18 protein-coding genes are annotated in these 21,712 nt (G+C 36.9%); 11 read left to right on the top strand and 7 right to left on the bottom strand.

Annotation, left to right across the window (positions count from 1 at the left end):
* Positions 1–37 precede the first annotated feature (37 nt).
* Positions 38–1,144 carry an arginase family protein gene (locus CXF79_RS00460; RefSeq protein ID WP_101153512.1) on the bottom strand — a complete coding sequence of 369 codons (1,107 nt, stop codon included), beginning with the start codon at positions 1,142–1,144 and terminating at the stop codon, positions 38–40.
* A 417-nt stretch (positions 1,145–1,561) separates the two neighbouring features.
* Between CXF79_RS00460 and topA the strand changes: the two genes are divergently transcribed.
* Entirely contained in the window at positions 1,562–4,261 is a 2,700-nt protein-coding gene (topA, locus tag CXF79_RS00455) for a type I DNA topoisomerase (protein WP_101153511.1), read from the top strand.
* 107 nt (positions 4,262–4,368) lie between these two features.
* Here the strand turns inward: topA and CXF79_RS00450 are convergent, their stop codons facing one another.
* Together CXF79_RS00450 and CXF79_RS00445 are read right to left on the bottom strand one after the other, a co-directional pair.
* Positions 4,369–4,737: a ribosome recycling factor family protein gene (locus tag CXF79_RS00450; RefSeq protein ID WP_101153510.1), complete on the bottom strand. Its 369-nt coding sequence runs from the start codon at positions 4,735–4,737 to the stop codon at positions 4,369–4,371.
* A 58-nt stretch (positions 4,738–4,795) separates the two neighbouring features.
* On the bottom strand, positions 4,796–5,566 hold the full coding sequence (locus tag CXF79_RS00445) for a hypothetical protein (RefSeq protein ID WP_101153509.1): 771 nt from the start codon (positions 5,564–5,566) through the stop codon (positions 4,796–4,798).
* A gap of 277 nt (positions 5,567–5,843) precedes the next feature.
* Between CXF79_RS00445 and cysB the strand changes: the two genes are divergently transcribed.
* A complete protein-coding gene (cysB, locus tag CXF79_RS00440; protein ID WP_011042037.1) occupies positions 5,844–6,818 on the top strand; it encodes an HTH-type transcriptional regulator CysB in 975 nt (324 codons plus the stop codon).
* A 76-nt stretch (positions 6,819–6,894) separates the two neighbouring features.
* Here the strand turns inward: cysB and CXF79_RS00435 are convergent, their stop codons facing one another.
* Both CXF79_RS00435 and trhP read right to left on the bottom strand, forming a co-directional pair.
* Entirely contained in the window at positions 6,895–7,140 is a 246-nt protein-coding gene (locus CXF79_RS00435) for a YfhL family 4Fe-4S dicluster ferredoxin (protein WP_101153508.1), read from the bottom strand.
* Between the two features lie 39 nt (positions 7,141–7,179).
* Positions 7,180–8,571 carry a prephenate-dependent tRNA uridine(34) hydroxylase TrhP gene (gene trhP, locus CXF79_RS00430; protein ID WP_101153507.1) on the bottom strand — a complete coding sequence of 464 codons (1,392 nt, stop codon included), beginning with the start codon at positions 8,569–8,571 and terminating at the stop codon, positions 7,180–7,182.
* Between the two features lie 270 nt (positions 8,572–8,841).
* Between trhP and CXF79_RS00425 the strand changes: the two genes are divergently transcribed.
* Positions 8,842–9,684, top strand: coding sequence for an HDOD domain-containing protein (locus tag CXF79_RS00425; protein ID WP_101153688.1), 843 nt, complete (start codon positions 8,842–8,844; stop codon positions 9,682–9,684).
* An 84-nt stretch (positions 9,685–9,768) separates the two neighbouring features.
* Here CXF79_RS00425 and rdgC read toward each other — a convergent pair whose 3' ends face one another.
* Together rdgC and CXF79_RS00415 are read right to left on the bottom strand one after the other, a co-directional pair.
* Positions 9,769–10,692 carry a recombination-associated protein RdgC gene (rdgC, locus tag CXF79_RS00420; RefSeq protein WP_011042041.1) on the bottom strand — a complete coding sequence of 308 codons (924 nt, stop codon included), beginning with the start codon at positions 10,690–10,692 and terminating at the stop codon, positions 9,769–9,771.
* 333 nt (positions 10,693–11,025) lie between these two features.
* Complete coding sequence (locus CXF79_RS00415; protein WP_011042042.1) at positions 11,026–12,768, bottom strand: sensor histidine kinase; 1,743 nt, start codon at positions 12,766–12,768, stop codon at positions 11,026–11,028.
* 387 nt (positions 12,769–13,155) lie between these two features.
* Between CXF79_RS00415 and CXF79_RS00410 the strand changes: the two genes are divergently transcribed.
* The 8 genes from CXF79_RS00410 to CXF79_RS00375 all read left to right on the top strand — a co-directional run bounded on the left by CXF79_RS00410 (position 13,156) and on the right by CXF79_RS00375 (position 21,680).
* Positions 13,156–14,178 (top strand): porin, encoded by a 1,023-nt coding sequence (locus tag CXF79_RS00410; protein WP_101153506.1) that lies wholly within the window; start codon positions 13,156–13,158, stop codon positions 14,176–14,178.
* A gap of 544 nt (positions 14,179–14,722) precedes the next feature.
* The gene (gene phoB / locus CXF79_RS00405; protein ID WP_011042045.1) at positions 14,723–15,424 is read left to right on the top strand and encodes a phosphate regulon transcriptional regulator PhoB; all 702 of its coding nucleotides are present in this window, start codon (positions 14,723–14,725) and stop codon (positions 15,422–15,424) included.
* 38 nt (positions 15,425–15,462) lie between these two features.
* Entirely contained in the window at positions 15,463–16,767 is a 1,305-nt protein-coding gene (gene phoR / locus CXF79_RS00400; RefSeq protein ID WP_011042046.1) for a phosphate regulon sensor histidine kinase PhoR, read from the top strand.
* 144 nt (positions 16,768–16,911) lie between these two features.
* A complete protein-coding gene (locus tag CXF79_RS00395) occupies positions 16,912–17,871 on the top strand; it encodes a PstS family phosphate ABC transporter substrate-binding protein (RefSeq protein ID WP_011042047.1) in 960 nt (319 codons plus the stop codon).
* 215 nt (positions 17,872–18,086) lie between these two features.
* A complete protein-coding gene (gene ispH, locus CXF79_RS00390) occupies positions 18,087–19,016 on the top strand; it encodes a 4-hydroxy-3-methylbut-2-enyl diphosphate reductase (protein ID WP_101153505.1) in 930 nt (309 codons plus the stop codon).
* A 487-nt stretch (positions 19,017–19,503) separates the two neighbouring features.
* On the top strand, positions 19,504–20,079 hold the full coding sequence (gene pilV, locus CXF79_RS00385) for a type IV pilus modification protein PilV (protein ID WP_101153504.1): 576 nt from the start codon (positions 19,504–19,506) through the stop codon (positions 20,077–20,079).
* Between the two features lie 12 nt (positions 20,080–20,091).
* The gene (locus CXF79_RS00380) at positions 20,092–21,135 is read left to right on the top strand and encodes a PilW family protein (RefSeq protein WP_101153687.1); all 1,044 of its coding nucleotides are present in this window, start codon (positions 20,092–20,094) and stop codon (positions 21,133–21,135) included.
* The gene (locus CXF79_RS00375) at positions 21,129–21,680 is read left to right on the top strand and encodes a PilX N-terminal domain-containing pilus assembly protein (protein WP_232769033.1); all 552 of its coding nucleotides are present in this window, start codon (positions 21,129–21,131) and stop codon (positions 21,678–21,680) included. The genes CXF79_RS00380 and CXF79_RS00375 overlap by 7 nt, the downstream gene beginning before the upstream one ends.
* Positions 21,681–21,712: the final 32 nt, after the last annotated feature.

Here is a 21,712-nt window from a genome sequence, read left to right as displayed (position 1 = left end):
TAATACAAATTTAGTTGATAGATTAACTAAGAATAAATTACTTAGCCATCTCTTTAAGTAAAAATGCTGAAATCTCAGCGCCTACTTTTAAGGTTTTTTCTTGTCCAGCGACACCTTGACCACAACTATCTGTAAACGGGGCTATCTCCATCATATCAGCACCTGTAATTGGATACTCAGCAGCTAAGGCGCGTAATATGTCCATGGCATCTTCTGGCATTAAACCATCAGGCTCTGGCGTACCTGTTGCACAGGCAAAACTGTCATCAATAGCATCAATATCAAAACTTACATAAAGCTCGTCAATATTTTCATCTCTAAGTTGAGCAAAAATATTGTCAATCGTCTGGTCAATACCATGTGCTTTAATATCTTTTGCCCAATGCTGTCTCACACCAAAAGTCTCTTCCCAATGACTTTGAGGTCTGCCACTTGAGCGAATACCCACTTGAATAAGGTGATGCTTTTCATGCAGGTCATCTAAAATATGGGTACACCAAGAGCCAAAACATAAATCTATCCCTAACCTTTCAACCAATAAATCAGTATGGGCATCAAAGTGGATTATTGCTGCACGTTTACCTTGTTTCTTTTTAGCTTGCAGATAGGCTTTGGTTAAAGGGTAACTAACACTGTGATCACCACCAATGCCGAAAATGCCCTTTTCCGGGAATTCAGCATAAAAGTCATGTAAAACATCTTCTGTTATGCTTAATGGGCTAATGGCATATTTACTATGCTCATCTTGATATAAAGCTTTTTTACAGTTAGCTAACGTCGCTTCGTTTAAATATTTATCTGATAATAAATGTGGAATAACACGGACATCACCTAAATCAAATGCAGTTAATTCAGGGTAAGTTGCAAGTAAAGTTGAACGTAAAAATAAAGGCCCCCAGTTAGCACCACGCAAAATACCACCACCACAATCTGATGCTATACCTAAAATAACTGCTTTAGACGCTTCTGGCAGTTGATTTAATGATGTTTTCCACAAATCCTCAACTCCGACCGCTTGCCCGAAAATAGTTTGGTGTAATTGCTCTTTACGCTCTTTAGCGGTATTTACGGTAAATACGCCATTGCCGGGAGGACACAAACAATTGCTTAGTTTGTTATAAAATGTTGATGTAATTGTTGTCATTTAAGGTCTCTATTTGATTATTTATATGAGTTATCGATTGAGGAAGGTGACCCCTATGCTTTCACTATTTAAATATTTTTAACATTATGCTCTTATGTTTTATCGTAAAGTCGATTATGATTGCCGCTAAATGTAGGCAAAATGTGACTAAGCGCACAGTAATATTAATTATTGCCCATTATAGCTAAAACCAGTAACTGGGTGAATAGCAATTACTGTGAAGTAAAATAATTACTTGTCAGTTTGCATATTTATAGATATACCTATAAATAGTTATGCAAAGAATAACTTTAAATAAAATGTTTTTTTTATCGCTAGCAAAGTCAGAACAAGTACGCTCGCACTTTTTTGATTAATTTAGCGTTTGAATAAAAAGGCAAAAAATAATTTGTCTTTATCGAAGGATTAGAAATTTTTATGGCAAAATCACTAGTTATTGTCGAGTCGCCAGCCAAAGCGAAAACAATTAATAAATATCTAGGTAATGACTTTATTGTAAAGTCTAGTGTTGGTCATGTACGTGATCTTCCGCACAGTAGCACAGGTAAAAAAGTTGCTGCCAAGTCTCCAGCGGAAGTGCGTAAAATGGAACCAGCAGCAAAAGCTAAATACAAAGCCAAGCGTGATAAACAAGCGCTGGTTAATCGTATGGGCATTGACCCAGATAAAAACTGGGCAGCCGATTATCAAATACTGCCAGGAAAAGAAAAAGTTGTTGCTGAGCTTAAAAAGTTAGCGGATAAAGCAGACATTGTTTATCTCGCAACGGATTTGGATCGCGAGGGAGAAGCGATTGCTTGGCATTTAAAAGAGATTATCGGTGGGGAAGATGAAAAGTTCCGTCGTGTTGTCTTCAATGAAATAACTGAATCATCAATTCAACAGGCGTTTGCTACACCGGGTGAGTTGAGTATGCCGGGTGTTAATGCTCAGCAAGCAAGACGTTTTCTCGATCGTGTGGTTGGCTTTATGGTCAGTCCATTATTGTGGAAAAAAGTAGCCCGTGGTTTATCTGCCGGACGTGTTCAATCTGTTGCTGTAAAATTAGTCGTTGAAAAAGAACGTGAAATCAAAGCATTTGATCCCAAAGAATTTTGGGAAATTGCCGTAGATACGCACGCATCGACAGGTGAAGTACTAACCCTTGATGTGACCCATGAAAATGGCAAAGCGTTTAAACCGACTACTGAAAAAGAGACTAATGCTGCTTTAGCAATCTTAAAGCCAGCGGATTATGCTGTTAGTAAACGTGAAGATAGGCCGTCAAAAAGTACACCATCTGCACCGTTCATTACCTCAACGCTACAGCAAGCCGCCAGTACTAAACTGGGATATGGTGTCAAGCGTACTATGGGCTTAGCCCAGCGTTTGTATGAAGCCGGTCATATAACTTATATGCGTACCGATTCAACAAACTTAAGTAAAGATGCGGTAGAAATGTGTCGTAAGTACATCAGCGATAGTTTTGGTGATAATTACTTACCAGAAAAGGCAAAAACTTACGGTTCTAAAGCGGGGGCACAAGAGGCGCATGAGGCAATACGCCCATCAAATGTTAAGCTTGAAGCTGCATTTCTTGAGGGTATTGAACCAGATGCGAAGAAGCTGTATGAGTTAATTTGGCGCCAATTTGTGGCCTGTCAAATGACCGCTGCTCGTTATACTGTTAGTACTTTAACTATTAGTGCTGCTAGCTTTGACTTAAAAGCTAAAGGCCGAGTGATGCAATTTGATGGTTGGACAATTGTTCATCCACAACTGAGTAAAGGTGATGATACACACTTACCTGATTTACAAGTTGGCGAAGCGTTAACGTTAGATAAAATCGAACCAAGCCAGCATTTCACTAAGCCACCAGCACGTTTTGGTGAAGCTTCTTTAGTTAAAGAATTAGAAAAACGCTCAATTGGTCGTCCGTCAACCTATGCGTCAATTATTTCAACGATTCAAGATCGTGGTTATGTTCGGTTGGACAAAAAACGTTTCTATGCTGAAAAAATGGGTGAAATTGTTACTAACAGTTTATCTGGTAGCTTTGAAAAGTTAATGAGCTACGAATTCACGTCAAACATGGAACAAGAACTTGATGAAATAGCAGGTGGTAGTGCTGATTGGAAAGGGGTTTTAGACGAGTTTTATAAAAACTTTACCAAACAATTAGCAAAAGCTGACCAACCCTCTGAAGATGGTGGTATGCAAACCAATGAACCCGTATTAACGGATATTGATTGCCCTACCTGTAATCGTAAAATGGGCATTCGAACCGCCCAAACAGGTGTGTTTTTAGGCTGTTCTGGATATGCCTTACCACCAAAAGAACGCTGTACAAAAACTATGAACTTAACCGCTGGTGAAGAAGCGGTAAGTATTTTAGCTGAAGATGCTGAAACTGAAGCGCTCATGGCAATGCGTCGTTGTGATAAATGTGGCACTGCGATGGATAGTTACCTTATTGACGAAACACGTAAGTTGCATGTTTGCGGTAATAATCCCGTATGTGATGGCATTGAAGTTGAAAAAGGCGAATTTAAAATTAAAGGTTATGATGGACCAATTTTAGATTGTGACCGTTGTGAATCGCCGATGGAGTTGAAATCTGGCCGTTTTGGTAAGTATTTCGATTGTACCAATGAAGAATGTAAAAATACTCGTAAGCTACTCGCAAGTGGTGAAGCTGCGCCGCCAAAAGAAGACCCAGTGCAATTACCTGAGCTTGAGTGTGAAAAGTCTGAAGCTCACTTTGTGCTTCGTGATGGCGCTGCAGGTATCTTTTTAGCTGCGCACACTTTTCCTCGCTCAAGAGAAACTCGAGCGCCAAAAGTAGCAGAATTGCAAAGGTTCAGAGATCGTATTTCAGAAAAATTCTATTATTTAGCTGATGCACCTGCAGAAGATAATGAAGGAAATTTATCGGTAGTACGTTACAGCCGTAAAACGAAAGAGCAGTACGTGATGACCGAGATTGCGACTGAAGAAGGCAAACCTAAAGCAACAGGTTGGACTGCAAAATACATTGATGGCAAATGGGTTGAAGACATTCCCAAGAAAAAGGCGGCTAAAAAGAAAGTAGCCAAAAAACCAGCAGCAAAGAAAAAAGCTAAAACAGCAGCAGAATAAAATATTCCTTGCTAGAAAATAAAAATAGATACCTTAGGGTATCTATTTTTTTGTCTACTCTACTCTACTCTTAATGCAGACCTTAACTTAATTTTTTATTTAGTACTTTAATCTAAGCCTTCTAACTCATCTAATACTTTTCTTGCCTGTGCTAAAGTACAGTCAGTTTGTGCTATCAAGGCAGTAATAGTTACACTTTCCAGGCGTGTCGCTAGGACTAAAAGGTTATCGTGACTTAAATGCTGATATTCTTTTTTGAGTAACTTGGCAAGCCATAGCCAGCTCTTTTCATCTTTTTGTTCAATATACTCAATGATGCTTTGAATTTGATCAAAATTGGCTTTTAGTTGCCAGTTCCTTGAACGACCAATACGACTTAGATCACAGCCTAACTGCCTGATATGAGCTTTCAAAGCATATGCTTTCAAGGTACGGCGAAGAAAGGAGGGCAGGTTAATTGTGTTGATTTTTTCCACAGGACTTTAAACCTTGAAAGTTAAAGTAAGCTAATGGTATAAAAGTACGAAAAATAATTTACCACTTTTTCTTTGGTTGAAATAATAAATCCAATTCATTTTCTTCGCTTTTTGCTTTTTTCGCAGCATCTTTAGCATTGGTATGTTTTAACGCATCAGTAATTTCTTCTAATTGTTGAGAAATATCAGATTGCCTTGTTGTGACATAATCATTTTTTACCGTGCTACTCGCTAAACTTTGTAAGGCCTTCTCAAAATATTGTCTAGCAGAGCCAAGCATTTCTTTATTAAAAGCTTGAGTACCGCGCTTAACTAAGCTTTCAATATTGATTTTTAATTGCATGGTCGCTAGTCGTTGATCTTCTGCAGTAAAAGTTTGTGCGTCAAGAGCTCCTTTATTTTGTTCAGATTTAAGTACCGCACGTAATTTCTTAATGCATTGTAATATGCCAACAAGCTGTTGCTCATTGTCTGGTAAAGTAAAATGCTCCTCAACCGAAGCTTGGTTATTAGCAAGATCTTCTGAGGCTTTTAATCGAGACTGTAATTCTTGAACTCTTTTTTTGATGCCTTTAACTTCAGGCATAAGTTCTTGCATAGTTTTAGCTGCATTGAGGCTACGGCGATTTAATATATTAACGATATTTGGGTTATTTGGTAAATTTGCTAAGTTAAAAATAAGGTCTTCACTTTCATCAATAACTGCTTTTTGTTTTGCGACTTTAATGCGTTTTTCTGCTTCTAATTTTTCTTTATGTTGTTGAATAGAGCTAACTACAACAACAATTACAATTAAGGCAACAATTAACCCTATAATAATAGCAATCATCTAAGATTCTCTTGAATAAATAAACTACTAGGCAGTCTACAAAAAATGTTTTGGTTAGCATAGGACTAGTTGTATATTTAAGTTAAAAATGACCTATAAAAGTTGTTCTGCAGTCGCGTATAACTAAGTAAAGAATAATCTTTATGAAATTAATAGCAAAGTGGAGGATTTTATTTACAAAAACTAAAAAATATAATGGAATAAATGTTGGATTAAGTATATTATTTTATTATAAGAACGTTACAAATAACGCATTTTAATGCTAATGAGTATTTATATGAAATTGCAGCAACTACGCTATATCGTTGAAGTATTAAATAACAACTTGAATGTATCCGCTACTGCAGATAGCTTGTTTACCTCACAACCGGGCATCTCCAAACAAGTAAGAATGCTTGAAGATGAGCTAGGTATTCAAATTTTTGGTCGTAGTGGTAAGCATCTAACTCATGTAACTGAAGCTGGCCAAGATGTGATTGATATTGCCACTCAAATACTTTCGAAAGTTGAAGGTATTAAAGCGGTTGCTCGAGAACATACTCAGCCTGATGAAGGTAAATTACGGATTGCTACCACACATACTCAAGCTCGTTACGCCTTACCTGATGTTATTCAGGGGTTTATCAAGAGATATAGCAAAGTCTCGTTACATATGTCTCAAGGGACTCCTGCACAAATTAGTGATGCGGCTGCCAAAGGTGAAGCAGATTTTGCCATAGCGACTGAATCTTTGCATTTGTATAACGATTTGGTCATGCTCCCTTGTTACCATTGGAACCGCAGTATAATTGTTCGACCTGATCATCCATTGGCTAAAAAACAAAATATCACTATTGTCGACATTGCTAAATATTCATTAGTCACTTATGTTTTTGGTTTTACTGGTCGTTCTGAACTCGATGCTGCTTTTGATGCTGCTGGAGCAAAACCTAAAATAGCATTTACTGCCACAGATGCAGACGTCATAAAAACTTATGTACGTTTGGGTGTAGGTGTTGGTGTGATTGCTTCAATGGCGATTGACGAACGTATTGATAGTGATCTTGTTGTCATTGATGCGAGTCACTTATTTAACGCAAGTACAACTAAAATTGGTTTTAGACGCGGTAGTTTCTTACGTGCTTATATGTACGATTTCATTGAACGATTTGCACCGCATTTAACCAAAGACATTGTCACTCGTGCGATGTTATTGAAAAATAACCATGAAGTTGATGAATTTTTAAAAGATATTAAATTACCGACTCGTTAAAAGTCGTAGTAACTACGAGTAATGATTTTTGTTACTCGTAGTTCGCCATAACACCTTTGCAAACTCTAATTGCTAACTATCCATGTAATCGAACAAATTTTGCTAGTAATGCATCCTCATCTTCAACATGGTCCAGATCAGGTTTAACACAATCAATAGGGCAGACACTGACACACGTTGGTTGGTCATAATGACCTATACACTCAGTGCATTTATCCACATCTATTTCGTAAATATTAGCGCCAAGGGTAATTGCACCATTGGGGCATTCTGGATCGCACATATCGCAATTGATGCATGAGTCTAATATTTTTAATGCCATATCATTGTTGACCTTTTAACATTAGCAATTGATAAGCGCCTAAGTTTTTTGGTTTTGTGCGAATGGGTGACGGGTAGTGCCACCTTCATCTAAATAACGCATGATAATACCAAAATCTAGTTCTAATTCAGTATCAAGCTCAATTTCTACCTTATGACCAGAGCCCTTAGCATCATCAATGCTTTCACCCGTTTTACTATGGATCATCTTGTTTAATGTAAAGGTCTGGTTGCCTTTAGGTGTCATCAACTCAAGTTGGTCACCAACAAGAAACTTATTTTTAACGTCAATTTGTATTAGACCATTTATTTCATTTCGTCCTAGCACTTCCCCAACAAATTGTTGAGTGTCACTTTTTGAGTAACCATACTCATAGTTTTGAGTATCACTAGGGCGATGTCGCTTTAAAAAGCCTTCAGTATAACCACGATGCGCTAGATGCTCCAAATCGGTATTAAGGCTTGGATTAAATGCTCTATCTGCAATCGCATCATTAATCGCCTTACCATATACCTGCGCTGTTCTTGCGCAGTAATAGAAGGATTTAGTTCGGCCTTCAATTTTTAAGGAGTGAACACCCATTTTAACCAAGCGTTCAACATGCTCAACAGCACGCAGATCTTTTGAATTCATGATATATGTGCCATGCTCATCTTCAAAAGCAGGCATATATTCGCCAGGGCGACCTTGTTCTTGCAGTAAAATTACATCATCAATAGGTTTTTGCTCAGGTATAATGATCTCTTTCTCAGGCATATAAACTTCAACAGGCTCAGGTTTTACTGCAATAATATCGCCAGTTTCTGTTTCCTTAGCTTCATGAATATCATATTTCCAACGACAAGAGTTAGTGCATGTTCCTTGGTTAGGATCTCTTTTGTTGATATAACCAGAGAGTAGACAGCGACCAGAATATGCCATGCAAAGCGCGCCATGGACAAATACTTCTAATTCCATTTCTGGACAATGAAAACGAATATCTTCAATTTCATCAAGGGAAAGTTCTCTAGATAGTATTACTCGTTCAACGCCTTGTTGTTGCCAAAACTTAACTGTTGCCCAATTGACTGCATTGGCTTGTACTGACAAGTGTATTGCCATGTCAGGAAATTTCTCTCTTACCAACATAATAAGGCCGGGATCCGACATAATTAATGCGTCTGGCTTCATGGCAACAATAGGTGCAATATCTTTAAGGAAGGTTTTTAGTTTTCCGTTGTGTGGTGCGATATTGTTAACGAGATAGAACTTTTTACCTAATTGGTGTGCTTCATTTATACCAATTTGAATATTCTCTAAACTGAATTCATTGTTTCTAACTCTTAAGGAATAACGAGGCTGGCCAGCATAAACAGCATCTGCGCCGTAAGCAAAAGCATACCGCATATTTTTTAAACTACCGGCAGGAGAGAGAAGTTCAGGTTTTATCATGGGGTACTCAAATGTATGATGGAATGAAAACGTAAGAAAAAATCAGCGGCGAATTATACTCAATATGGTCCATGCCGACTATTTCAAATCATACCAAGCGTGATCTAGATCAAGACTTACTTTTTCTTGGGCAAGGAGAGCTTGCAATTTATTTTGGCAAAAAGAAGACTTATTATTTCTATTAGCTTGAAAAATATTGATAAAAATAATTACATTGTAAAAAAATGTGCTACTTTAAATAATCATCACAATAAAAATGAAAGTGGATTTATGGCAACTGAAAATGCTCTATATGAGATTTTGACTGAAAAAATAAAACAAGACACGCTTGTACTTCCAACTTTACCTGAAGTGGCATTGAAAGTTAGAAGTGCTGCTGATGATCCTGATATTAATTTAAATCAAATGAGTGACATCATTGCTCAAGACCCCGCTTTATCTTTAGGTATGCTCAAAGTTGCCAATAATGCTCTTATGGGTCGTAGTATAAAAGTAGAAACGGTACCACAAGCTGTAACTCGTATTGGCTTAATCCAAATTAAAAGTATTGCTACAGCAATGGCTATTGAACAAGTCTTTGTTTCTAACAATGATGTTGTGGCTATGTATATGAACAAGGCATGGGTTAAAACTATTGATATAGCATCAGTTGCCATTAGCTTGATGAATATATACCTAAAAGAAAACAAACATACGTCACTCTCTTTAGATACTATTACTTTAGCTTCGTTAATACATAATATTGGTGTTTTACCTATTTTAACTGAAGCAGAAAACCATCCTGATGTTTTTGCCAACCCGACTTTTTTACAACAAGCCATTATTAAGTTATCAGGGCGAGTAGGTGGAGCTATAACTCGAAAGTGGGGGTTTTCTGAAGAATTTACGTTATTAGCCGAAAGTTGGAGTGATTTAACTATTTTACCTAGCGAAGTGCATTATTTGGATTTCATTAGAGCAGGGGCCATTTATCATAATGTCTTTAAAAATGAGTCAACCAAAGTAGCATTATTGAACAATTATACCAAAAAAGGCATTTTACCTGAAGTTGATTACATGGATAGTGATGAGTTTAAAGGCATGTGTGAAGACGTAAGAGCTATGTTTATTTAATTATTACTTAACTTATGAATAAATATAACAGTAATAAAAATGGCAGCGGTAAGCTGCCATTTTTATTTAATAAAAAGTAATCGTTTAATCTTTTTCTAATAAGTCCGTCGTCTTCATAGAAAACTCAGCTAATAGTTCGATAATAAAACGGTTTAACTCACCTGACATAAGAGCAAAATCTGCGTCAAGCTTAGCAATTACATCATCACTATCAATATCATCATTTTGTTCGTGAATAACATCAAAAAACTTCACTCGTTTTATCGCTAAGTCATCACACAAAATGAATGATAACGATTCATCCCATTCTAGAGCTACCTTTACCACATACTTATCGGCATCTAAATGCGATTTAATCTCTTCACTTAAGAGGTCTTGATTTTTTACACGAACAACTGCGCCATCATCGCCTAAAGCATTAAATTCAGCTTCCATGCCTAGAGTAAACTTACCACCTAAGCTTTTTTCGTTCAGCCAGTCAGTCATTGTTTCATCGGCACAAACGTCAGGTTCCAAACTGCTAACAGGTAAGGTACCAAGTACTTTACGTAATAAAGCTAATAAATCTTCTGCTTTACCACGAGAACTTGAATTGATAACGATAATATTATTAACCGGGCTTATATAAGCATGAGTATCTGTTATCCGAGAGAAAGCGCGAGGGAGTAACTCAAAAGTTATATCTTCTTTGAATTGTTCCTTTTCTTTCTTCGTAGCACCACGGCCTTGTTCTTGTTCAAGTAAATTAACTTTCTCTTCTATCATATCTTTAATAACAGAAGCAGGAAGCATTTTTTCTTCTTTGCGTGCACAAATTAGAAAGTTACCGTTTGCACTATGAACACTTGTATCACCATGTTTTCCTAATGCGTTTATCCAGCCAAAATGAGATATTTCTGTGGAGCCTAGCGGAGTAAAAAGATGTTCAGATAAATGTTTTTCTAAGTCTTGCTCTGACCATTCAAAAGGGCGAGTAAAAGCAAAAAAGTAAAGGTTTTTAAACCACATAAGTAAATCCTAGGTTGATATATACCCGTTCCACATCAGGATGCAGGATTCAGTGGGAATTTAAAAGACTTTAGGCAAGGCATTCATAGTAAAGAATGGTTATCCCTTCTGAAAATGAATAACGCTGAATAAAGTCTTTTAAAACCCACCAAGGGGAACACAGATCAACATCACTTCGTTGTTACACCAATTTGTAAGGGAGTGCCATGACTTCATTGGTGTGCCTAGCAGTGAAATTGCTCTGTGTTCCTGAACTTGCATCTTGAAGTAGAACGGGTATAAGAGTATTTTGTCGATTATCATACCTGAATTCTAATGTTAAGACAGCAGCTTTTAGCTATACCTCATGTCGGGTAAAGTCATGCGATAGCTTAAGCCGCCTTCTGATCCTGAGTAAGCGTCAATAGAGCCATTAAGTGTACCAACTACTAAATTTTTAATTATATGAGTCCCTAAACCCGTCCCACCTTTATCTGCTTGAGTGGTATAAAAAGGGTCAAATAATTTATCAAGCTGCTCTTCATTAATGCCAGTGCCATTATCTCGGTAAAGTATTATTAACCTTTGCTGCTCTACGGTCACATCTATAGTGATTGTGCCTCGGTTAATATCATGAAATGCATGGATTATAGAATTAATAATTAAATTAATAATTATTTGGGCAATAGCACCTGGGTGAGTATAAATTTCTATATGTGGGTCACAATTTATTTTGACACAATGATTGGTTTTTTTTAATTTGGGATGAATTGACTGGATGATTTCATCAAGATATTTTGAGATATTTATTAATCTAACTTTATCATTGGTTTGATCAACTGCAACCTGCTTAAAGCTAGTAATTAATTCAGCAGCCCTTTGCAAGTTATTTGATAATAACGTAATGCTGTGTTGAGCATTACTTATAAAACAGTCAATTGTCCGCTTTGATAGTTTTTGAGCGCTGATGTCTTGTTGAAGTTTAGTAATAATATCAGCTAAATAACTTGTTGAAGTGATACTAATACCAATAGGTGTATTAACTTCATGGGAAACCTCAGCGCTTAGTTGGCCTAACGATGCCATTTTTTCTGCTTCTAACAATCTATCTTGAGCTTTATTTAATTCTAATATTGAATTCTTTAGCTCTTTGTTAGTCGTCATAAGCGTACTTTCTGTTTTTCGGCGACGATTATTTTCTGCTTTCAATTCGTTTTGTTGCTCTAGCATTTCTTTTTGTTGAACTTCCATTCGTAATAACGTGCTACTTAATGTCGACGTTTTTCTAGCGACTTCCTGCTCAAGCAATAAATTTTGTTCATCTAATTTGTCATTAGCTAAATTAGTTTCTCGTTGGGATAATGAAAGTTTATCTTTGAATTCAACAAGTTCATCAATTAAATTGTTATAAGCATCTTCAAGGATATTTAGCTCGTTTTTCTCGTCGTTCATAATATGGAATTTAGAAGCTTCGGGATCATGTAAATCAAGTTGCTTCATTTGATCGGTAAGCTCTTGTAGAGGTTCGGTCAACAACTTAGAAAAAGCCAATAAAAATAAGAAAACTAAAAAAGTTGTTTTTACAATGGCATTGCCAATTAGAAAGTAAATTCCGACCTCAATACGGCTAAAAATAACATCATTACTTGATAATAAAGTGACAGTACCAACCGTTGTTGTTCGCCCAGAAAATTCAAATATTAATGGAAAAGAGTGACCGAATAGGCCTTCTGCTAAGGAGCTTATACTTTGGTGTTCACTGAACGTGTCTTGCGAGGTCTCAGAGGGGGCTGATAATACCTCACCCAGTTGAGTGATAACATTATTCGCTTCGTCAGTTACAGTTATCCCTTTTATCATTGGTATGGCGATTAAGCCTTCAGAAATATCAACAGCTTGTTGAGTATTAAGTTCCCATACCGCACGGGTTAAGCTACCACTAATGGTTTTTTGCAAAGTAAGTAGCTCACTGTTTATGTGACTTTTGGTATTAAAATATTCTGCAATTATCTGAATGCCAGTAACACTGATAGTTAAAATAAAATAAACAGAGAGTACTCTTGTTAGCAGCTTACGCGATATGCTGGTTCTTTTCATTATCAGTTATCTTATGGCTTGGTTTAGGAAGTTATTGTTAATTCTAGTAAATAAATATAAAAAATTTCAAATTATTTTTTCATATAATTTACAGCTATTTTTTTCTAGAATGATTTAAAAAAAAGGCCATGTTTTGAGTCCTCTTTACTCATCTTGCTTATCCATACGTAGATTCATTTAGCGACAGAACTAATGACAACGCTGAAAGATTAACAGCTATTACTCAATTGAAACATTATTTAAAAAAAATAGATACTATGACAAAAATAGGTGTTTTTTATGAATATAACCTTACATCTGTAACAAAACTGTAATGTATGTGTTGTAAAATATTTCGTATTAGTTCTATTACTCAACAATTTAAAATTTAATTATCTAGGGATATTTATGAAACTGGTTAAAAGCTGTATTGCAATAACTCTTTGTTCTTTATTATCAGCGCCAACATTTGCGGCCGATAAAGCATCTGAGAAGACACAGAAACAAGAAGAAGTTATTAATTTTTATGGCAAATTAAATATTTCATTACAGGCAAGCGAAGAAAAAGGTGAGTCTTTTAATGAGCTAAAAAGTAATGCTTCTCGAGTAGGGGTAAAGGGTAAATATGAATTAGACCATGATCTAACGGCTATTTATAAACTTGAATGGCAGGTTAATGTTAATGATGATAGTAAAGATACACTAACTGCGCGTAATCAGTGGGTTGGTGTCAGAGGTGGATTTGGTGAGCTTACGGTAGGTCGTTCAGATACAACCTTAAAAGTTTCACAAGGAAAATTTGACTTATTCAATGATTATGAAGCTGATTTAAAGCACTTATTTATCGGTGAAAACCGTGTAGCTGATTCAATTACCTATAAATCACCTGTTTTTAGTAATGTTCAACTATTAACCAGTTATATAATTTCCGATGATATCGAAGCCGATGACCCATACTCTGTTGGGATATTTTTTGGTGATTTGAGCTTGAAAAAAACTGATTTTTTCTTATCCGTTGCTCATGATGAAAATATGCCAGTTAAATTTAAACCGGTAGATTCAGGTGAGAGTTCAAGAACTGAAGCATTAGCAAATACGCGTGTAACGGGTATGTATAAATTTGGTGATTTACGTTTAGGGGCGATGTTTGTAGATACTGAAGTTGTCAATACAGGTAAGTCTGAAACAGGCTATGCGGCCAATGTTTCTTATAAAATAGGCAAGGTGCTTGCGAAGGTTCAATATCAAGAGTTTTCAGGCGCTGATTCGATAAGTGTTGGTGCAGATTATAAACTAGGTAAAAATACTAAAGTATATGCTTGGTTTACAGATAGAGAAGGCAATGAAGTGACTGCCGGTGATGATGGCGTTGATTACATTCTTGCCACAAAAGGACAGTATTTTGCCCTTGGTATGGAACAAAAATTCTAAGGTTTATCGCGAGATTTAATCTTTAATTCAAACAAAGCCGTTAATTTCTTGTGAATTAACGGCTTTGTTTGTGTATACCCAAGCGACTTGAAGATGCGTATTTCAGGATGCCTGAGCGATTCATGCTCAAGACGTCTCTTTTTATTAAGGGGTATTCAGGAGAATATGCTCCTGCATTCTCTAAGAAGCAACATCCATGTATCGCCCTTAAAAAAGGAGACAACGAAGTGCATGGTTTGCGCAGACGTCCCCATAGGACTGGTTTATAAACGCTTTATGCCGCGTTATTGATTTCAATAAGGGAATAACCATTCTCTTCAATCAATGTCTTGCCTAAAGGTGTTTCTAATTCCAGCTGAAACCTGCAACTTCATGTAGTTTGGGTATTTACTTGCTAAAACGTTAAGCTTGTTTGATAATTTTGTTTTTGTCATAAAACTGTCACTTAACTTCTGCACAATAACTCATCAAGTGTGAATTTTTGTTAATGTTTGTTTATTAACAGTAGATTGCATCAGTTAGTTATATTATTAGGATGTTTATCATGAGTAGAAAAATTTTAGTTGTTGAGGATGAAACTCCTATCAGGGAGATGATTAGCTTTGTATTGGATCAAAATGGTTTTAATGCGATTGAAGCTTGTGATATAGAACAAGCCCTAGCTAAAATTCACGAACCGTACCCCGATTTAATATTACTCGACTGGATGTTGCCTGGTGGCACGGGAGTTTCGTTAGCAAAAAAACTAAAACAAAATGAGTATACTCGTAATATTCCAATCATTATGTTGACTGCTCGAAGTGATGAAGATGATAAAGTAAAAGGTTTTGAGGCCGGAGTTGATGACTTTGTAACTAAACCTTTCTCACCAAAAGAATTAATTGCGCGTATTAAGGCGGTAATCCGTCGTGTATCCCCTACATCTCTTGAAGAAGAAGTTGATTTTCATGGTCTTAAATTAGATCCTGTTGCTCATCGTGTAGCTATTAACGGTAATAGCTTAGATTTAGGCCCTACCGAGTTTCGCTTATTGCACTTTTTTATGACCCATACAGAAAGAGTATATTCACGAGAACAATTACTTGATAATGTTTGGGGCACAAATATTTATGTTGAAGATCGAACTGTTGATGTTCATATCAGACGCTTACGCAAAGCCATCTCTGGTGAAGGACATGAAGACTTTGTGCAGACTGTCCGTGGCGCTGGTTATCGTTTTTCAAGCAAATTAAAAAAAGTTAGTTAACTGTAACGGTTTCTCTGTTGAAAAGTAATTAGGCAAGTATGCATTTTCGTTTATCATTTATAAGTATTATTTATCGTTTACTAGGCATATTGCTGGCAAGTGCTTTTGTAGGCTGGTTATTCGATTATGTTTTGTTAGTCATGCTTGCAACCAGTATATTTTTATTGGTTTGGCATTATCACCATTTGTTTAAACTGATTAATTGGATCTGGCAATCGAAAGCTTTATCTCCTCCACAAGCAAAAGGGGTCTGGGGATATTTATATGATGGCTTATATCGACAAGTTAAGCAGCAACGCAATAAGCAAAAACAATTAAATGAAAAAATCCGACGTTTTCGAGATGGCGCTGAGGCGCTTCCTGATGCAGCATTAATGTTATCTGAAGAGCTCACCATTGAGTGGGGAAATAAAAAAGCACAACGGCTTTTGGGGGTTCGTTGGCCAGATGATTTTGGTCAGCGTATAGATAACTTACTTAGAGCACCCGAATTCTCAGATTATTTAGCGCATGAGAATTTCGAATACCCTTGTTTATTAGTCTCACCCATTCACTCTGACGTGCAACTTGAAATACGCCTTATGGCCTATGGCAGCGAACATGTATTACTCTTAGCAAGAGATATATCTAATCTCCAGCGTTTAGAGGACATGCGGCGTGATTTTGTTGCCAATGTCTCACATGAATTAAAAACCCCCTTAACCGTTGTTCGCGGATATGTTGAAATGATTCAAGCTTCACCAGAAGCATTTGATCCCCATTGGCAAAAAGCATTTCAAACAATTGAAGGACAAGTTTCTCGGATGGATCGTTTAGTTGAACAATTACTTAATTTAGCTAAAGTAGAAAATAATAGTGATGATGAAAAACAATGTGTCAATATGGCACAATTAATTCGCACATTAGTTGATGAGGTTACTTGGCTTAATCAGGAAAAACAGCACCAAATCATGCTAGATATTTCTACTGATGTATCTGTTTTAGGTTTTGAAACTGAATTAAAAAGTGCTTGTGCCAATTTATTATCTAATGCTATTGCTTATACTCCGCCTAAAGGGTGTATCGAAGTCAGTTGGCGTTTAATGGGCAATAAAGCTATTTTCTCGGTCAAAGATAATGGCGATGGTATTAAACCTGAGCATGTTAATCGATTAACTGAGCGCTTTTATCGTATAGATAGATCTCGATCTAGAGATACTGGTGGCTCAGGTTTAGGGTTAGCGATAGTTAAGCATGTTTTGCATCACCATCAAGCTGAACTAATTATTAATAGCCACTGGGGACAAGGGAGTGAATTCTCAATCTATTTTGATCCGAGTACCTTGTCTAACCCCTCACGGTAATTATTGACTAGTGAACATAAGAACTAATATAAAATTAACCCCTCTCGTTTCGTCATAATTCTGTCATAAAATAGACATATAATTGTCATGTTCACTTCGTATAGTGTGACCAATCAAACAGTTCAAGCTCTTATTGGAGAGACCATGAGTTTTAAAAAAGTTATAAGTATTATTAGTTTATCAAGTCTTGTTAGTTTATCTGCTTTTGCCCTTGATGAAAAATTACCAGAATATAAAAAAGTTAGTGGTATTTCTGGCAATGTATCTTCAGTTGGCTCTGATACCTTAGCGAACATGATGACTTTTTGGGCAGAAGATTTTAAGCGTACTTACCCAAATGTAAATGTACAAATTCAGGCTGCTGGTTCGTCAACAGCGCCACCTGCTTTAACTGAAGCTACTTCAAATCTTGGGCCTATGAGTCGTAAAATGAAAATGCGTGAGATAGAAGCTTTTCAAAAGCGCTATGGTTATAAACCCACTCGAGTTCGAGTTGCTATCGATGCTTTGGCTGTTTTTGTTCATAAAGATAATCCATTAGAAGGGTTAACGATTGCGCAAGTTGATGCTGTTTTCTCTAATAACCGTAAGTGTGGTGCTGATAAAGATATTGACCGTTGGGGAGATCTTGGTTTATCGGGCGCATGGACAGGTAAAGATGTACAATTATATGGAAGAAACTCTGTTTCTGGCACCTACGGTTACTTTAAGAAGAAAGCGCTATGTAAAGGTGACTTTAAAAACAGTGTGAATGAGCAGCCTGGATCAGCATCCGTTGTGCAATCAGTATCCGCCTCACTTAACGGAATTGGCTATTCAGGTATAGGTTACCGTACTTCTGGAGTGCGAGCTTTACCGTTAGCTAAAAAAGGCCAAGTTTTTATTGAAGCTAATATGGAAAATGCAATTTCAGGTAAATACCCGTTATCACGCTATTTATACGTCTATGTCAACAAGCACCCGAATAAAGCGCTTCCACCAATGGAAGCTGAATTTTTAAAAATGATTTTATCTAAAACAGGTCAAAAAATTGTTGAAAAAGATGGTTATATACCTTTACCAAGTAAAGTTGTTGCCAAAGAATATAAAAAATTAGGTCTATAATTCTTACAACTATTAGTACCTTTAATAGGGCAAGCTATAACGCTAGCTAGCCCTATTCATTTCACCTCGCTCCATTACACTTCAGTTATTCTTACCACTTTAATTTATACCCAGTTGTGTCAGCTGAATAACTTCCGTTAATATATATATAATTATTTAGTTTCATTGATATAATGCATGACAGCAATTGTTGTCGCTTATTTTGAAGGAAAAGTATGGAAATTATTTTAGCTAACCCTCGTGGTTTTTGTGCGGGTGTTGATAGAGCCATTAGTATTGTCGAACGCGCTTTAGACTTATTTGGTGCCCCTATCTATGTTCGTCATGAAGTTGTTCATAATAAGTTTGTAGTCGATGGTCTAAAAGACCGCGGTGCTATCTTTGTTGATGAACTTGATGAAGTACCTGATGATAATACGGTTATCTTTAGTGCTCATGGCGTTTCCAAGGCTGTAAGACAAGAAGCTAAAACGAGAGCATTAAAAGTATTTGATGCTACCTGCCCACTGGTAACGAAAGTTCATATGGAAGTTTCCCGTGTTAGCCGTAAAGATATTGAGTGTATACTTATAGGTCATGCAGGACATCCTGAAGTTGAAGGTACTATGGGCCAGTATAGTAGTGACTCTGCGGGTATTTATTTAGTTGAATCACCTGAAGATGTCGCAAGTTTAGTCGTTAAAAATCCAGAAAAATTATATTTTTGTAGCCAAACTACGCTATCTGTAGATGATACTATGGACGTAATCGCTGCTCTTCAAGCTAAATTTCCTTTGATTGAAGGTCCTCGTAAAGATGATATTTGCTATGCCACTCAAAATCGTCAAGATGCGGTACGTGAAATAGCTGATAAAGTTGATCTTATGTTGGTTGTAGGAGCCAAAAATAGTTCTAACTCTAACCGTCTTAAAGAACTAGCAAGTAAAATGGGTGTCACCTCATATTTAATCGATACGGCAGAGAATATTGAAACGGACTGGTTAACAGGTGTTAATAAAGTCGGGGTAACCGCAGGTGCGTCGGCACCAGCAGTGCTAATCAAGCAAGTGGTTGAAGCCCTCAAAACTTATGGTGGCCATCAAGTTATTGAACATCCAGGCAAAGAAGAAAGTATAGTATTTGCAGTCCCAGCTGAATTACGCTAGTCTTAATTCAATTGTAAAAAGTTAATATAAATTGTTATGTTAACTTTTTATTATGTTATCACTGTGCAGTAAATTTGTTTGGTATGGTGTTAATGTACAGACGTCGGTTTTTGTCTTATTAGTCGTTATGCTTTTGTTAAATAAAAGCTTTTGTTGTGGTTAGCTTTTAGACTTGAATCGTGAGTAGTCGCTGTAAACATTAAAAAAATGATGAAGTGTTAGGATACTACTCTTAATAGGTTGTGCTGATTTTTTGCATTCAGTTTAACTATAATATAGCCACTAAAGTGGTAGGGTAGTAGTGTTATGCAGGTGAATTTTACAGTAAATCAAAACCTCTTTAGTTTTCTCACAAAAAACTTTTATCGACTTCTATTCTCTTTTTGTTATTTTCCCTCGTTGAGTTTTTCTCACCACTTTTCTATTAATAAAATATTTTCTTCTTTATTTATCTATAACATTAATTTATACCTCTTGTGGAGTAAATATGAATAAATTTTCAACGCTATCTAGTTATAAGAGTACTCAAAAGGGCATGACTTTCCTTGAGGTACTTATAGCTTTAGTGATTATGGTAACGGGTATTTTAGGTGCTGTTGCTATGCAAGTTACCGCTAAACAAGGCAGTTTTGATGCCATGCAACGCTCTTTAGCTTCGAGTGTAGCACAAGATATTATCGCTAGAATGCGTGCACATGCACCCTCTTTAAATCCTAATTTAGCATTAAATACTTATGCACGAACTGATTATGGTTCCACGCTAGATGCCGTTCCTGGGAATCGTTGTGCTGGGATAGTTGCCTGCACAGTAGCAGAGATGGCAGCTAACGATATGTTTGAATGGGAACGTGCGCTAATGGGGGGCGATACCATGTTAGGTGTAGTAAGTGTTGGTGGTTTAGTTGGTGGCAGGGGCTGCATTACCCAAGTTGGCAATGCTTATACAGTCGTTGTTAGCTGGCAAGGCAGAACAAATACAGTTGATGCTGGTGCGGGGGCTGGAGCTTGTGGGATAAGCGGAACAAAGCGGCGTCAAGTTATTGTACAAGCTTTTATTTTTTAGATGAGCATATTAATGAGTAATCATAGTGAAATAAGTAAGCCATTAATACGTCGGTTCATAACTAAGTCCGGAAGAATAACTAAGTCTTCAAAGGGTTTTACTATGGTCGAGTTAATGATTTCAATGGCTATCGGCCTAATATTATTTGCTGGTGTGATGAGTATTTTTGTTGGTATGAGAGTAACGACAGAAGAAACTTCAAGCTATGGTGAATTACAAGAAAATGGTCGTTTTGCTATCAGCGTGTTAACGGATGATCTATTAAATCAGAATTTTTGGGGAGATTATCCAGGTACCTTTGGCACAGCTAATTTAACTCTTGTTCCAGCACCACCAGGCAATGATTGTGTCGGTGCGCAGGGGAATAACGCGACATTCCCGTTAGCTGTAGGTCATTTTAGAACACTTTGGGGGCAAACATTAACTGCTGCGCAACCTAACCCACTTGGCTGCTTCCCAGCAGGAAGTCAAGCTAGCGTAGGCTCTGATGTTATTCAAATAAAAAGAGTTATTGCTAACCCTGTAGGCCCCGCTCCTTTACTTGTAGCTACTGCGGGCAACTATTTTTTAACAACCAATACAGTTACAGGGGGAATATTCCCTTTTGGCGGCGCAGCTCCAGTGGTTAATAATGCCCGAACTTGGCAATATCAGCATCATGTTTATTATGTCAGAGATGAAACTGTTGGTAATAATGTAGTACCTGTTTTAATGCAAGGGCGTATTGCCAATTTAAGAATGGGCTTTGCACCAGTTATTGATGGTATTGAAGTCATTCGATTTATGTATGGTATTGGTCCTGAAGCAACGGGTGTCGTTGATCGATTTGTCTCTGCGGGGACTATGAATGCAGGTTTATGGGATCATGCTGGAGGTACACGAATTTTAGCTGTTAAGATATATGTTTTAGCAAGAGGTATATTACCCGATAATAAATATCAAAACACTAACACATATCAGCTTGGTAATGTGGCGTTTCCTGTAAATGATAATTTTCGACGTTTACTATTTAGCTCAACGGTAACTTTATATAATGCGAGTGCTGACACATGGTAAAAGCTAACAAAGTTAAAAAACAGCCCATCCAATATGGGCATAGTTCAAATCAAAGCAGAAATAAGCAGCGCGGTGTTGTGCTGGTGGTATCGTTGGTATTTCTTGTAGCATTAACAGCAGTAGCTTCTGCTTTGATGTTAAATACCACTACAGATATGAAAATGTCAGGGGCAAGTGAAGCAAAGGTAGTTGCCAATCAAGAGGCTTTTGCTGCCACTGATGAACTTATATTTCGACAGGTTAGACCAGCTGCAGGTGGAAGAAATGATTTTGCTTTACCCATTATCACCTTTGCAAATGGTAATAGGGATGTCTTAGTTGATTTAGTGCAAAGTAATACTCAAAATGATGTTACTTCAGCAACAATAGGCTTAGCGAATAATGAATTTGTATTAGAATCTGACTGTCCCCACTCAAGATCAGCCTCTTCAACTCAAGTATTCACTTGTAACATGCTTAGAGTGCAAATAATAAAAGTATATGGTCGAAAACAAAATAGCACCATCCAGGTTAATTCGGGTATCGCTCAGCAACTATTACGATGATATTGCAATTGTATAACAATTGTATGGGGATC

Source organism: Colwellia sp. Bg11-28 (genome assembly GCF_002836245.1).
GTDB lineage: Bacteria > Pseudomonadota > Gammaproteobacteria > Enterobacterales > Alteromonadaceae > Colwellia > Colwellia psychrerythraea_A.
Note: the sequence above shows the minus strand (reverse complement) of the source record. Positions and strands in the feature narration are given on the sequence as shown.

Bases quoted from the DNA above. Each gene is read 5' to 3' on its own strand.
- CXF79_RS00445 (WP_101153509.1), bottom strand. From the start codon at position 5,566: ATGATTGCTATTATTATAGGGTTAATTGTTGCCTTAATTGTAATTGTT.
- ispH (WP_101153505.1), top strand. From the start codon at position 18,087: ATGGAAATTATTTTAGCTAACCCTCGTGGTTTTTGTGCGGGTGTTGAT.
- cysB (WP_011042037.1), top strand. From the start codon at position 5,844: ATGAAATTGCAGCAACTACGCTATATCGTTGAAGTATTAAATAACAAC.
- rdgC (WP_011042041.1), bottom strand. From the start codon at position 10,692: ATGTGGTTTAAAAACCTTTACTTTTTTGCTTTTACTCGCCCTTTTGAA.
- trhP (WP_101153507.1), bottom strand. From the start codon at position 8,571: ATGATAAAACCTGAACTTCTCTCTCCTGCCGGTAGTTTAAAAAATATG.
- phoB (WP_011042045.1), top strand. From the start codon at position 14,723: ATGAGTAGAAAAATTTTAGTTGTTGAGGATGAAACTCCTATCAGGGAG.
- CXF79_RS00380 (WP_101153687.1), top strand. From the start codon at position 20,092: ATGAGTAATCATAGTGAAATAAGTAAGCCATTAATACGTCGGTTCATA.
- phoR (WP_011042046.1), top strand. From the start codon at position 15,463: ATGCATTTTCGTTTATCATTTATAAGTATTATTTATCGTTTACTAGGC.
- CXF79_RS00410 (WP_101153506.1), top strand. From the start codon at position 13,156: ATGAAACTGGTTAAAAGCTGTATTGCAATAACTCTTTGTTCTTTATTA.
- CXF79_RS00395 (WP_011042047.1), top strand. From the start codon at position 16,912: ATGAGTTTTAAAAAAGTTATAAGTATTATTAGTTTATCAAGTCTTGTT.
- CXF79_RS00415 (WP_011042042.1), bottom strand. From the start codon at position 12,768: ATGAAAAGAACCAGCATATCGCGTAAGCTGCTAACAAGAGTACTCTCT.
- CXF79_RS00425 (WP_101153688.1), top strand. From the start codon at position 8,842: ATGGCAACTGAAAATGCTCTATATGAGATTTTGACTGAAAAAATAAAA.
- pilV (WP_101153504.1), top strand. From the start codon at position 19,504: ATGAATAAATTTTCAACGCTATCTAGTTATAAGAGTACTCAAAAGGGC.
- topA (WP_101153511.1), top strand. From the start codon at position 1,562: ATGGCAAAATCACTAGTTATTGTCGAGTCGCCAGCCAAAGCGAAAACA.
- CXF79_RS00460 (WP_101153512.1), bottom strand. From the start codon at position 1,144: ATGACAACAATTACATCAACATTTTATAACAAACTAAGCAATTGTTTG.
- CXF79_RS00375 (WP_232769033.1), top strand. From the start codon at position 21,129: ATGGTAAAAGCTAACAAAGTTAAAAAACAGCCCATCCAATATGGGCAT.
- CXF79_RS00435 (WP_101153508.1), bottom strand. From the start codon at position 7,140: ATGGCATTAAAAATATTAGACTCATGCATCAATTGCGATATGTGCGAT.